This window comes from Maridesulfovibrio spiralis (SeqCode), assembly GCF_048571135.1.
GTDB lineage: Bacteria > Desulfobacterota > Desulfovibrionia > Desulfovibrionales > Desulfovibrionaceae > Maridesulfovibrio > Maridesulfovibrio spiralis.
The window spans coordinates 4,472,488-4,485,098 of record NZ_CP182344.1; the positions used below are offsets into that span (position 1 = coordinate 4,472,488).

The following is a 12,611-nucleotide window of genomic DNA, read 5'->3' on the forward strand; positions in this document are numbered from 1 at the left end:
CCAAGGCATCTAAACGTGGGAAGAATTGCAAAGCAGCCAAACGCCTGAACCTATCAGCAAAATCCCCATAACCGAGCCAAGAGAGATGTGTTCCCGGTAAATCAGTGCGCCAAGCGGTATAAGGCAGGCCATGACCACCCCGTTTACCAGAATAGGCAGCGTATTCACATTTGCCCCGGCCTTGTAGGTAAGCAATACCCCGATCTCAATACCGAAAACCGCCAACCCCAGCAGCAATACCGGCCAATTTCTAAAATTAACTATTTCGGTAACTTCAATTTTTCCAGTCTGGAGAAACATTCCGGCCAGGCTGAAAACCATGGCAATAGCGTAAGCGAAGGCCAGTGAACCAAAAATTGAACCGCTGCCGGAAATACTTTTCTGGGCAAGGTGATAAATCACAGACGAAGCCACAACGACTGCGATGGAACCGTAAAGTGCGAACATTTCATTTTCCCCATTAATGAAGTAGTAAAAATTAATAAATCAAAAAATAAATAAGAGCTGCACGTGAGACAGGTTCAGCTTTAAATTTCACATTTGAAGAGATAACTAGCCCCGCATATTAACATTTACCACTGAAAGTTATTCATTATCTGTATGAGCAAAACTAATCCTGCCAATCTTGATCTGAATCTGCTGATCATACTGGACACTATTTTTTCCGAGAAAAACCTGACACAGGCCGGGAAAAAACTGTTCATGACCCAATCCGCAGTAAGCCACGCCCTTTCAAAACTGCGCCACCATTTCAATGACCGTCTCTTCGTCCGTCAGGGCAATATTATGGAACCAACCCCGCTCTGCAAAAAAATCCAAGCCAATATTTCTCCCAGCCTGAAACAAATAATACACTCCATTGCTGACAGCGGCGAATTTCAGCCCGACTCATCGAAGCGTGTTTTCAGCCTTGGATTGAGTGACTACCTGTGCAAACTGCTCCTGCCAGGAATTTTGCATGAACTCGAAACCAAGGCTCCTGACATATCAATCCGCATCATACAAACGACTTATGAGCAGAGAATAGAAATGCTGCAGAACGGTAAGCTTGATATTTTCCTCGGTTGTCCTCGTGATTATGGGGGAGGTGTGCTGAAGGAAAAATTATTTGAAGACCGGGAAGTCTGCGTGGTCAGAAACGGTCACCCCATAAAAGGAAAGGTAATGAACGAGGCCGAAATGGCCAATAGTGAGTTTGCCGCGCTTTCACTTTCTGAAACGGGATTGGGATTTCTGGAAGATTACCTTTATCGCAAGGGTGTGCAAAGAAAGATAAAGATTGTGCTGCAGCAGGAGACAGTAATTCCTTCACTTGTAGAGAATTCTGACCTTGTCGGCAGTATCGCGCAACGGCTGGCTGAAATTTATGCAGACAAAGGAAGATTGCGGATTGTCAGGATGCCACTGAAAAATACAGATTTTGAAGTCTTTCAGCATTGGCATTCGGTAAACGACGACGATCCGGCGCAAAAATGGATGCGAACGTTGATCCGGAATGTGGCAGCAACACTTCCGGCCCTTGGTCTATAAAAGACAATCAACACATAAAATTAACATCTCTGCTGATAATATGTTATAATATTTTGTGTAGACATGTATTTCGCCGAAACTTGCTTGCGCAACGTGCTTTTTTTACTTAAAAAAGAAAGTATAAATAAACCGGATTACAGAATTTTCCGCAAAAGGAGAGAACATGCCCGCTAAACTGAAACTAACTCTATCAATCATAATACTTTTCCTGATGGCCGTCGCCTCGGTCGTCACAGCCGCTTTTTCTCCAGAAGCCGGATTTTCTACGTTACAGATAATTTATATATGCGTTGCTCTAGCCGCGACTGTTCTGGCTTTCATTTCACTTAATTCCGGTTTAAGCGGACAACTGGAAATCCTCAGCAACTATCTGGTTGATTTGACCAAAGGCAAAGCAAAAGCATCTGTTCCAGCAGATTTGGATGATGATTTTCTGGCTGCGGTTAAAAAATCAGGTGAGGCAGTCCAAAGCCTTGCCGAAGCCTGCGCCAAAGCACAGGAAGAATCTGCAGAGCTCCACCGCCGTGTTGAATCTGCCAAGACGGAAATTGAAAATGCTCGCAAAGAAGTAGGCGAACAAAAACAGGCTCTTGAAGCAATCAGTAACTCTGCTGCCAACGCAGGTGGAATTTCCGGTAAACTTTTCGCCGGGATTGAAGAACTCAGCGCACAGGTTAATCAGGTCAGTGCTGGAATGGAACTGCAAAGAGACCGCGTGACCGAGACTGCCACAGCAATGGAAGAAATGAACAGCACCGTTCTTGAAGTTGCCCAGAATGCCGGTCTGGCCGCAAACAGCTCTGCGCAGTCCAAAGATAACGCCGTCCACGGGGCACAGGGAGTATCCGAAGCTATACAGTCTTTTGAGCAGATTAAGGATACTATCCTCAATCTTAAAGAGACAATGGCAACCCTCGGCGAACAGGCTGACAATATCGGCCAGATCATGACCGTGATCACCGATATTGCCGACCAGACAAACCTGCTGGCCCTTAACGCTGCAATTGAAGCGGCAAGAGCCGGGGAAGCCGGTCGCGGTTTCGCTGTTGTTGCCGATGAAGTCCGCAAGCTTGCTGAAAAGACCATGGACGCAACCAAAGGTGTCGGCGAAGCAGTATCCAAAATTCAGGACAATGCCCGCGAGAACATCGCCGCTGTTGAATCTGCAGCTGAAGACATTGTAAACTCCACAGAATCCGCCGCTAAATCCGGTGAACTCATGGAAGCCATCGTCGGTATTGTTGATGAGACCAACACTCAGGTTGAGTCCATTGCCGCAGCATCTGAAGAACAATCTGCAGCATCAGAAGAAATCAACATGGCTATCAGCGATGTTGCCCGCGTTGCTCAGGATACTTCCGACGGCATGTCCGCATCTGCCCACGCACTGAACGAAATCGCAAGTGTCGTCGAAGAGCTGGATTCAATCGTTCAGGGAATTTCAACCGGTCGTCTCGTCGATACCAGCTCCGGTAAAATAGTTGAATGGTCCGATGACCTCTCCGTCAATGTAAGAACCATTGATGAGCACCACATGAAACTCCTTGATCTAATCAACGAGTTGTACGCTGCTATGAGACAGCGTAAGTCCATCGACGTAATCGCTGATTTCACCAACGACCTTCTTGAATACACCAAGTACCACTTCGGTTACGAAGAAAAAATCTTCGACAAGCATGGTTACCCTGAAACCAAAGAACACAAGAAACTGCACGGTATTTTTATTCAAAAGATTGCAGACTTCAAAAACGATCTTGACGGCGGTAAACTTACAGCTTCCACCGAACTGATCCGCTTCCTCAAAGACTGGCTCATCAAGCACATAATGGTTGTCGATGCCAAATACACCGACTTCATGCATAAGAACGGCTACCACTAGGAACCAGATACGCACTGTGAGCCGTCCTGAAATGGATTTACGGTTAATTGTTTCACTACAAGGCTGTGGGGATATCCCCCACAGCCTTGTTCGTGTATTTGGTTCGGCGTTCGCGTTTTAAAGCCCAAGGAAATCATTTTCGCTTTTCGGAGTTTGTCCTGAGATACAACCGATGCGTATTGAAGTTGACAAAAAAATATTCAACCCTTGCCAGCCTTTGCCCTCTTTCTCTCTTGATGATAACAGACTCTAAAGAATGGGTCCTGATTTTGCAGACCCATCTTAAACGAGGACAGCATGACTTTTTTTAATTTCAATCCCAGCGACCTGATGAGTTTTTACCTTACCCTGTTCAGGGTAAGTATCGTGCTGTTTTTGATGCCTTTTTTCGGTGGAAAATCTATCCCAAACCCTGTTAAAGCAGCACTGACCATTGTTTTGACACTGGGCATATACTCCCACGTATCCTTCGATGGAAGCCTCATGCCTGCAAGCCCTTACAACATTGCCCTGATGATACTGGGAGAATTAGTTCTAGGTCTGGTTCTGGGTATTTCCGTGCATGTCATGTTTGCCGCCGTTCAGACCGGTGGTAACCTCATCGGAGTGCAGATGGGTTTCTCCATGGTAAACGTCCTTGACCCGCTGACCGGAACCAACGAAGCTGTAACCGCCCACTTCCTTTACATGTGTGCCATTTTGGTTTTCCTGAGCATCAACGGTCACCTCTACCTGATGTCTGCCATGGTGGAGACCTTCAAGTACATACCACCGGGACAAATCTTCATATCATCCACCCTGACCAGCCAGATCATGACTATATCCAAAGACCTTTTCGTACTGGCTATCAAAGTAGCTTCACCAATCATCGCAACAATCTTTGTTGTCGACCTCGGACTCGCATTGATCAGTAAAATGGCTCCGCAAATGAACGTGCTGATGCTCGGTTTCCCGCTTAAAATTATGGCCGGATTCTTTGTACTCAGCATGGTATTCACCGTACTCTCTCTGCATGTTGGCGAATTCGTAGCCGACCTTCCCGGCTACATGCTAAGTATCATTAAAGCCGGAAGCCCTCCCTCTCTGCCGGTAGGCAACTGACGTAGTGTTTATTTTTCCAACACCCCGATATAAAAACAATAAGATTACAAATATGAACGTAGCGGATTCAAGCACAGGGAGGCAGCTGAATGGCTAAAGATCCCAGTAAAACTGAGCAGGCGACGCCCAAACGAATAAAAAAAGCGCGTAAAGACGGGAGCGTCGCCAAAGGTGAAGAAATGGGCAAAATCATGACCCTTATTGCCGGGGTTATCTGCCTGCGCTTTGTCATGGATATCTATTACGAACAGTTTTACGAAATTTTCCATTGGTTCTTTACAAAAGGCATCTTCATGAACATGGACAAACAGTCTGTGTACCAGCTTTTCCAATGGTGCTCGCAAAAGTTGGCGGTCATCCTGCTGCCGCTTTTTCTGTTTATCGCTTTCATTGCATTCCTAGTTCTCCGCCTGCAGGTAGGAAGTCTTTGGACCACAAAGGTTTTCAAGCCGAAATTCTCGAAGATGTTCAACCTGCTGAAAGGCATAAAAAGAATCATGTTCGATATGAAAACCGCAATCAGGCTGCTTAAAAGTATCCTATTCGCGGTCATCGTCGGAATTGCACCGTATATAATTATCAAAAATGAAGTGGGAAATTTCCTACCGCTCTTCTATACAGATGCCAAAGGGCTGGCTCTCTACATGCTGAATATCGGCTACAAGATGGTCACCTACACTATGCTGCCCATGCTCGTTCTCGCCTTGGCTGACCTCTGGTACCAGCGCTGGAATTATCAGGAAGAAATGAAAATGAGCAAGGACGAGGTCAAAGACGAACGCAAACAGGCTGAAGGTGACCCGAAGATCAAGCAGCAACAGAAACAGAAAATGATGGCCCTGCTGCAACAACGTATGATGGCGGAAGTACCTAAAGCCGACGTGGTTATTACCAACCCGACCCATTACGCCGTTGCCATGAAGTATGACCCAATGGTTGCCCCGGCTCCGCTGGTGGTTGCCAAGGGAATGAATAAAGTAGCACAACGCATCAAAGAAGTTGCCCGGGAGAACAAAGTCCCTATCCGTGAAAACAAGCCTTTGGCACAAGCCTTGTATAAACAGGTTGAGATCGGTGACATCATTCCGGAAGAACTATACAAAGCCGTTGCGGCGATACTGGCTAAACTTAATAAATTTACCCGCAAATAATAGGCTTTACCACCTCCTCCGGGGTAAGAATGCCACAGCAAAACAAGACCTCAAAGGGGTGTCAAAATCATGGCCGAATCCAAAGCAATAAATTACGAAAAATTTGCCAAGCAGGGAGATGTCCTTCTCGCGGGCGGGGTTGTAATCATCCTCTTCGTCATGCTCATCCCTCTGCCGACCATGTTTATCGACTTCATGCTCACAGTGAGTATCTCACTGGGACTGGTAATTCTCATTACCTCCATGTTCATGCAGTCCCCTCTTGAATTCTCAATTTTTCCAACACTTTTGCTGGTAACCACCCTGCTCCGACTGGCCTTGAACGTAGCCACAACCCGAGCTATTCTTTTGCATGGTGACGAAGGAACATCGGCGGCCGGTAGTGTTATTCAAAGTTTCGGTGAATTTGTTGTCGGTGGTAACTACATCATCGGTATGGTCATTTTTATGATCCTGTTCATCCTGAACAAAACCGTTATCGTACAGGGTACTACCCGTATCGCAGAAGTCGCAGCACGATTCACACTCGACGCCATGCCCGGTAAACAGATGGCCATTGAAGCCGACCTGAACTCCGGACTGATCGATGAAGACGAAGCCCGTTCGCAGCGTGAAAACCTCCGCCGCGAAGCAGACTTCTACGGCGCCATGGACGGTGCCGGTAAATTCGTACAGGGAGACGTTAACGCAGGTCTGATCATTACCGCCATCAACATCATCGGCGGGATTCTGATCGGTGTACTCCAGAAAAACATGGCCTGGACCGACGCAGCCCAGACATATACCCTGCTGACCATCGGTGACGGTCTGGTATCCACAATCCCCTCACTGATCATCTCCACCTCCGCTGGTATCATCGTCTCCCGCGCAGCTGCCGAAGCGAAAATGGGCGAAGAATTCATCGGGCAGCTTACTTTTCACTCCCGGGCACTCAAGCTTGTTTCTATCATCCTTGTTGTGTTCGGTATTGTCCCCGGCATGCCCACCATTCCTTTCCTCTGCCTCGCAGTACTGATCTACTGCGTATCCCTGCTTGGCCGCGACGTTGAAGCTGAAGAACAGAAAACAGAAGCAAAGGCACAGAAAGCAAAAGCCGAACAGCCTTCACTGGACAGCCCCGAAGAAGTACAAGCCCTGCTGCCCCTCGACTCTCTTGAACTGGAAGTTGGCTACGGCCTTATTCCCCTGGTAGACGAAGAGCAGAGCGGCAACCTTCTCTCACGCATCCGTTCCATCCGCCGCCAGTATGCGCTGGATATGGGTGTCATTATTCCGTCACTGCACCTGCGTGACAACCTGCAGCTCAAGCCTGGCGAATACCGCGTGCTCATCAAAGGTAATGCTGTGGCTTCCGCTGAAATCCTTATCGACCACCAGTTGGCCATGGATCCGGGTGATGCCAAACACAGAATCAAAGGTATCGAAACCGTCGAGCCTGCATTCAACCTTCCCGCTGTCTGGATTCCTGACACCCAGAAGGAAGAAGCAATGCTCGCAGGATACACTGTGGTTGACCCCTCTACTGTTATCGCCACACACCTTACCGAAGTATTCCGCCGCAACCTCGGTGAATTCCTCGGCAGGCAGGAAACACAGGATCTGCTAGATAACCTTTCCAAACGCGCTCCCAAGGCTGTTGAAGACCTCGTTCCCAACATCCTCTCTCTTGGCGCGGTCCAGAAGGTTCTCCAGAACCTTGTACGCGAAAACGTATCCATACGTGACCTGCTGACCATCGTTGAAGCTCTGGCTGACTACGGTCCTTCCATTCAGGACCCCAACCAGCTTACTGAGTACGTCCGCTCCCACATGAGCAGGACCATCATCAAGCCTTACCTCGCCAGCGACGGCAGCCTGCCCATCCTGACCTTCGGCCCCTCCGTGGATGCCAAGCTCAACGATGCAGTTCGCTCCTCCGAGACTGGCGGTTTTCTGGCACTCGACCCCGGCAGCGCCCAGCAGTTGATCCAAAGCATCAATACTACCGCAGAAAATGTACTGGATACTGACGGTCAGCCTGTCCTTTTATGCGCCCCTCAGCTGCGAAGCCACTTGGCTCAACTGATGGTACGCTTCTTGCCTACAATACCTGTAATATCGCAGGCCGAGATTCCTGCGAGTGTAAGAATCATGTCTGCGGGTACCGTAGAGTTCTAAAAAGGTTGGTAATATGCGGGTAAAAACATTCAGAGGCAACAGCACGGCAGCGGTCTTCGCCGACATTAAGGCGGAATTCGGCGACAACGCAGTCATCCTCAGCAATAAGTCAGTTGAGGAAGACGGACGCAAGATCCACGAGATCATGGTCGGCGTTGACGGTCAGGAAGAACCTGTACCGGCTAAGGAGACAAGGGAAGAAGTCATTGATGACGCAATGAACAACATCCCCGACTGGTGTCAGGAATGGAACCAGATCAAAGGCCATATGATGGCTCTCCTGAAGCCGCAGATGAACCTGAATCTGCTCGCACCCCGCCAGCGTCTGGCCCTCGAATACCTTGAGCGGGAAGGCGTGGAAAACAAGGTTATCCTCGACCTCTTCCAGCAGCTGCGCGGCGACAAGTCCAAGGCTATCCTGCCTGAACTTGAGAAGATCGCCCCGGTTCGCGCGCTTACCCCCGATAACTGGCCCCATAAATTCCAAGCCCTCGCCGGTCCGCACGGCGCAGGCAAGACCTCTACAATTATCCGCCTTGCCCTCAAAGAAAAAAAAGAAAACCCCGCATCCCGCATCTGCCTTGCCTCGGCTGATCAGGGACAGGGTAAAGGACGCCTCGTCCTGCGCCACTACGCCGACCTCTCCGGACTGGAGTTTAGAGAACTGGCAACCCGCGAAGACTTTGCAAGACTTGTTGGTGAAAGCCAAAAATTTGACCGGGTTTTCATCGACCTGCCCGGACTCGGCGGAAATGCCGAACTGGAAGGCTGGCTGGCCGCTTGCGGCATGCGCGGCCCCTGTGATCTGGCCGTACATCTGGTCCTGAATCCCTACTACGCTTCAGCGCAGTACACCGCTTTCCTGAAAAAATTTAAGTCCGACAAAGTCAAAAGCCTTATCTGGACCAAACTCGACGAAGCCTGCAACTATGGCGCACTGGTTAACACCTCCTATGAAAGCGGACTTCCGGTTTCCCTGCTTTCCTATGGTTCCGGACTGCGAAACAGTATGAAACCGGCCTGTGAAAAAGATTTCTGGAGACTGGTCTTCAAGCACCAGCTCCCCACCATTGAAAAAGTGGACTTTGCCAAGGCAGTTTAACTTTTTTTCCTGAAAAATTAGATAAATCAGGCACAATATTCGTTGCATAAAAAACGCTGGCAACGTAAACAGTATAGATAAATAAGAACAGGGTGATACAAATGAATTCCAATCTTCCCATGGTATTTTCAGTAACCTCCGGAAAAGGGGGCGTAGGCAAGACCAACATTTCCGTAAACCTAGCCTACAACTTAAGCCGCATGGGCAAGAAAGTATTGTTGCTGGACGCCGACCTAGGCCTCGCTAACGTCGACGTTCTGCTTGGGATTGCTCCTAAGTACAACCTCTTCCACCTCTTCCATGAAGGAACCGGAATCAGGGAAGTGCTGCACAAGACAGATTATGGATTCGACATCCTCCCGGCCTCTTCAGGCGTGAGCGACATGGTATCCCTTTCTACCGGACAAAAGCTGGATCTGCTGGAAGCTATGGACCATCTTGAAGACGAGATCGACTACCTTATCGTAGATACCGGCGCAGGTATCAACGATAACGTTCTTTACTTCAACCTTGCCGTACAGCAGCGCCTTCTGGTACTGACCCCGGAACCGACTTCACTTACCGATGCCTATGCCCTGATCAAGGTCATGAAACTGCATCACGGAGTCGACCAATTCAAGGTTCTGGTAAACATGGCCCCGGACATAAAGGAAGCCAAGGAAGTATTCAAAAAGCTTTACATGGCATGCGACCACTTCCTGAGCGGAGTATCCCTGGATCTGGTGGGAGTCATCCCCCGCGATCCGAACATGCGTAAGGCTGTCATTCAACAAACACCGCTGTGCAAGATTGCTCCTTCAAGCCCGGCTTGTACCCAGATTGCTGCAGCTGCTAATAAAATAACCAAATGGAAAGCGACATCCGAGCTAGATGGTAATATCAAGTTCTTCTGGAAAAAACTTCTCTTCCAAGAACAGTCCGTGGCTTAATCTCGAAGCCGGGACTACTGACTGGGAAGATTTTTCGCCCGCAGATCAAGAGGCGATAGTACGGCATTATTCACCGAAAATCCGTATTATTGCACTCCGCATGAAATCCAAGCTCCCGCAGAACGTGGAGCTTGGAGAACTTATCAGTGCCGGAAGTCTGGGACTGGTGGAATCCCTTGGCAAGTTTCGACCGGAATTGAAAATTAAGTTTGAAACCTATGCCGAAAACCGCATCAAGGGAGCCATGCTTGATGAACTGCGCCGCATGGACTGGTTTTCACGCGGACTGCGCCAGAAAGTAAAGACCATTGAAAACGCCATCCGCGAGATTGAGCACGTAACAGGTGAGAAACCGACCAGTGCCCAGATCGAAGAAGCAACCGGACTGACACCCAAAGAAGTCCAGCAGGGCCTTGAAGCCCTCCAGAACCAGCTGTGCGTAAATCTAGACGCATTCAACGACAATATTCCCAGCAACAGCGACTCGCAACTTGACGATGAGCCATTCCAAAACACTCTTTTTCAGGAAACAGTGGACAAGGTGGCTGATCTGATTGATAATTTGACGCCGAGAGAAAAACTGGTATTATCACTGTACTACGGGGAGGAACTCAACATGAAAGAGACCTCCGAAGTAATGGAAATCACTGAGGGCAGGGTGTCCCAGCTTCATTCTCAGGCATTGAAAAAATTGAGAAAAATGTTCCACGATAAATATTCTACGGAACCTTAAGGAGAAATAAATGGCGATTGATTACTCTATGAAAGTTCTTGTTGTGGATGACTTCGCAACCATGCGTCGTATCATCAAAAACATCCTCCGCCAGATCGGCTTCACTAATATCGTGGAAGCAGATGACGGAACAACAGCATGGGAAACCCTGAACAAAGACGACAGCATTCAGTTCATCGTTTCTGACTGGAACATGCCCCAGATGACCGGCATCGAACTACTGCGCAAAGTAAGAGCCAGTGAAGAATTCGCCGATATCCCCTTCCTGATGGTTACCGCTGAAGCACAGCAGGAAAACATCATTGAGGCTGTTCAGGCTAAGGTTTCCAACTACATCGTTAAGCCTTTCACACCTGATACACTCGGCCAGAAAATCAATAAAATTTTTGAATAGATTATTTCTGGTCAGCGGACATGGAACGTCATGTCCGCTGACCATTTTCGAGCGGAAGTGTTTCATCTCCCGTTTGAGAACTTGCCTATCGGGATACATGCATGATCTTCCTCGCAATTGATGATGATTCTGAATCCGGGGAGGAAACTCAATCTTCAGCCCCTCCTAGTAACAAGGCAGCTCAAAAAGTTGAACTGGACCTTGATGATGCTCCTTTCCTTGAGGACGAGGATGACGAGGATGATATTCCGGATGAAGAACCGGAAGAGCTAGAGGCGCTGGAAGAAGCGCCTGTCGAAAAAAAATCCAGGACCAAACTTTTCGTTTTTATCGGAATCGGAGTAATCATCCTTCTGCTCTCCGCCATTCTGGTAAAACTTTTCTTTTTTGATTCCACCCCACCCCCCAAGGAAGATACGGCTGTAGAGGAAACCATGGAAGAAATCCCCATGAAAATTCCCGAAGAAGCCCCTCCCCCGCCCCCTGAAGAACCGGGCGTAACTTTACTGCGCATGGACTCTTTCTGGATCGAACAGAAAGACAAGGATAATCATACCAGATTTCTTATTGCCCGCTTCGCGCTGACTACAACTGACGAAAGGGTTGTTGCTGAGTACGGGCGCAAGACTCTTATCCTGCGCGATGCGGTCTACCTCTACCTCAAAAATAAAGATTTACACTTTTTAGCCGATGAGAAGAATGTAGAGAAGTTAAAAAAAGACCTGCTCATGGTTATCAACCAATACATAGTAGCAGGCGAATTTGAGAAAATCCTTTTTGAGGAGTATCTCGTGAGGTAAATATCATGCCCGGTTCCGTGGATATGCCCCTTATCATTTCGCAACTGGCGAATGTTCAGAAGATTTCCAATTCTGAAGTTACCAAGGCTCAACTTCAGCAGACACTCATGATTAATCCGGAAGAGCAGGAAAAGAATAAGGAAGCCCAAAAGCAAATTCAAAAGACCGAAAAGGACGAAGCCTCCGTTTCCGTAAAGGACGAGGACAACGCCGGTGGCGGGCAGCAGCACTCCCGGCGAAGGCGCAAGAAGCAAGAAGAAGAGCCGGAAGAAGATCAATCCCCTAAGAAATCCCCGTGGTCCGGCAATATCATCAATGTAAAGATTTGATATTTGGAGCCTATTGCTCTTCGTCGTTAAACAGGGCAGACTATTACTTATTCAACAAACCTCTACCATAGATAATCATGACTGTATTCCTGCTCATTTTCTTCTCGGTAACCGAAATAGCATTGCTTGTCGCTGTGATATTTTTCTTTTTAAGGCTGCGCAAATCTGAAGAACTGGTTACGCAACTTCAGGCTAAACAAGAAGAATTTGTAAAAAAACTCCAGTTCAACACCCAGCTTGAAAACGAAATGATGAATACCTTTGCTGAAAGGCAGGAAGAGTTGGCCCAACTGGATATGATGCTTGACCGCAAGTCCAAGAAACTGAAAAAAATCCTTGCGCAGGCCGAAGAATTTTCGCGTTCTCCTCAGTTCCTGCGCCAGATTATCCTGACCGGACACAAAGAAGGTAAGCCCGTCAGCCGTCTAGCCAAGGCTACCGGTCTTTCCATCGAAGAAGTTGAATTAATTATTGATCAGCATAGTTAAATGCCTCCGGCGGCCCTC

At 48.2% G+C, this 12,611-nt stretch carries 13 protein-coding genes; 12 read left to right on the plus strand and 1 reads right to left on the minus strand.

Annotated features, from left to right (window positions below):
• Positions 1-9: 9 nt before the first annotated feature.
• Positions 10-447: a hypothetical protein gene (locus tag ACNI29_RS20065; RefSeq protein ID WP_419780145.1), complete on the minus strand. Its 438-nt coding sequence runs from the start codon at positions 445-447 to the stop codon at positions 10-12.
• A gap of 153 nt (positions 448-600) precedes the next feature.
• On the opposite strand from ACNI29_RS20065, the gene ACNI29_RS20070 reads away from it, so the two are divergent.
• From ACNI29_RS20070 to ACNI29_RS20125, 12 genes are all read left to right on the plus strand, one after another.
• Positions 601-1,530 (plus strand): LysR family transcriptional regulator, encoded by a 930-nt coding sequence (locus ACNI29_RS20070; protein ID WP_419780146.1) that lies wholly within the window; start codon positions 601-603, stop codon positions 1,528-1,530.
• 163 nt (positions 1,531-1,693) lie between these two features.
• A complete protein-coding gene (locus tag ACNI29_RS20075) occupies positions 1,694-3,409 on the plus strand; it encodes a bacteriohemerythrin (protein ID WP_419780147.1) in 1,716 nt (571 codons plus the stop codon).
• A 297-nt stretch (positions 3,410-3,706) separates the two neighbouring features.
• Complete coding sequence (gene fliR, locus ACNI29_RS20080; RefSeq protein ID WP_419780148.1) at positions 3,707-4,510, plus strand: flagellar biosynthetic protein FliR; 804 nt, start codon at positions 3,707-3,709, stop codon at positions 4,508-4,510.
• Positions 4,511-4,599: 89 nt separating this feature from the next.
• Entirely contained in the window at positions 4,600-5,661 is a 1,062-nt protein-coding gene (gene flhB / locus ACNI29_RS20085) for a flagellar biosynthesis protein FlhB (RefSeq protein WP_419780149.1), read from the plus strand.
• A 69-nt stretch (positions 5,662-5,730) separates the two neighbouring features.
• Positions 5,731-7,818 carry a flagellar biosynthesis protein FlhA gene (gene flhA / locus ACNI29_RS20090; RefSeq protein WP_419780150.1) on the plus strand — a complete coding sequence of 696 codons (2,088 nt, stop codon included), beginning with the start codon at positions 5,731-5,733 and terminating at the stop codon, positions 7,816-7,818.
• A 13-nt stretch (positions 7,819-7,831) separates the two neighbouring features.
• Positions 7,832-8,920 (plus strand): flagellar biosynthesis protein FlhF, encoded by a 1,089-nt coding sequence (locus tag ACNI29_RS20095; RefSeq protein ID WP_419780151.1) that lies wholly within the window; start codon positions 7,832-7,834, stop codon positions 8,918-8,920.
• Between the two features lie 101 nt (positions 8,921-9,021).
• Positions 9,022-9,849, plus strand: a complete 828-nt coding sequence (locus tag ACNI29_RS20100) for a MinD/ParA family protein (protein WP_419780152.1) — start codon at positions 9,022-9,024, stop codon at positions 9,847-9,849.
• The gene (locus ACNI29_RS20105) at positions 9,791-10,582 is read left to right on the plus strand and encodes a FliA/WhiG family RNA polymerase sigma factor (RefSeq protein WP_419780153.1); all 792 of its coding nucleotides are present in this window, start codon (positions 9,791-9,793) and stop codon (positions 10,580-10,582) included. The genes ACNI29_RS20100 and ACNI29_RS20105 overlap by 59 nt, the downstream gene beginning before the upstream one ends.
• Positions 10,583-10,592: 10 nt before the next feature.
• Entirely contained in the window at positions 10,593-10,976 is a 384-nt protein-coding gene (locus ACNI29_RS20110) for a chemotaxis response regulator CheY (protein ID WP_015852469.1), read from the plus strand.
• Positions 10,977-11,077: 101 nt separating this feature from the next.
• Entirely contained in the window at positions 11,078-11,776 is a 699-nt protein-coding gene (locus ACNI29_RS20115; protein ID WP_419780154.1) for a flagellar basal body-associated FliL family protein, read from the plus strand.
• Positions 11,777-11,781: 5 nt separating this feature from the next.
• A complete protein-coding gene (locus tag ACNI29_RS20120) occupies positions 11,782-12,105 on the plus strand; it encodes a hypothetical protein (RefSeq protein ID WP_419780155.1) in 324 nt (107 codons plus the stop codon).
• A gap of 77 nt (positions 12,106-12,182) precedes the next feature.
• Positions 12,183-12,593: a hypothetical protein gene (locus tag ACNI29_RS20125; protein WP_419780156.1), complete on the plus strand. Its 411-nt coding sequence runs from the start codon at positions 12,183-12,185 to the stop codon at positions 12,591-12,593.
• Positions 12,594-12,611: the final 18 nt, after the last annotated feature.

Coding starts and splice junctions, on each gene's coding strand:
- ACNI29_RS20065 (WP_419780145.1), bottom strand. CDS start 447: ATGTTCGCACTTTACGGTTCCATCGCAGTCGTTGTGGCTTCGTCTGTG.
- ACNI29_RS20070 (WP_419780146.1), top strand. CDS start 601: ATGAGCAAAACTAATCCTGCCAATCTTGATCTGAATCTGCTGATCATA.
- ACNI29_RS20075 (WP_419780147.1), top strand. CDS start 1,694: ATGCCCGCTAAACTGAAACTAACTCTATCAATCATAATACTTTTCCTG.
- fliR (WP_419780148.1), top strand. CDS start 3,707: ATGACTTTTTTTAATTTCAATCCCAGCGACCTGATGAGTTTTTACCTT.
- flhB (WP_419780149.1), top strand. CDS start 4,600: ATGGCTAAAGATCCCAGTAAAACTGAGCAGGCGACGCCCAAACGAATA.
- flhA (WP_419780150.1), top strand. CDS start 5,731: ATGGCCGAATCCAAAGCAATAAATTACGAAAAATTTGCCAAGCAGGGA.
- ACNI29_RS20095 (WP_419780151.1), top strand. CDS start 7,832: ATGCGGGTAAAAACATTCAGAGGCAACAGCACGGCAGCGGTCTTCGCC.
- ACNI29_RS20100 (WP_419780152.1), top strand. CDS start 9,022: ATGAATTCCAATCTTCCCATGGTATTTTCAGTAACCTCCGGAAAAGGG.
- ACNI29_RS20105 (WP_419780153.1), top strand. CDS start 9,791: ATGGTAATATCAAGTTCTTCTGGAAAAAACTTCTCTTCCAAGAACAGT.
- ACNI29_RS20110 (WP_015852469.1), top strand. CDS start 10,593: ATGGCGATTGATTACTCTATGAAAGTTCTTGTTGTGGATGACTTCGCA.
- ACNI29_RS20115 (WP_419780154.1), top strand. CDS start 11,078: ATGATCTTCCTCGCAATTGATGATGATTCTGAATCCGGGGAGGAAACT.
- ACNI29_RS20120 (WP_419780155.1), top strand. CDS start 11,782: ATGCCCGGTTCCGTGGATATGCCCCTTATCATTTCGCAACTGGCGAAT.
- ACNI29_RS20125 (WP_419780156.1), top strand. CDS start 12,183: ATGACTGTATTCCTGCTCATTTTCTTCTCGGTAACCGAAATAGCATTG.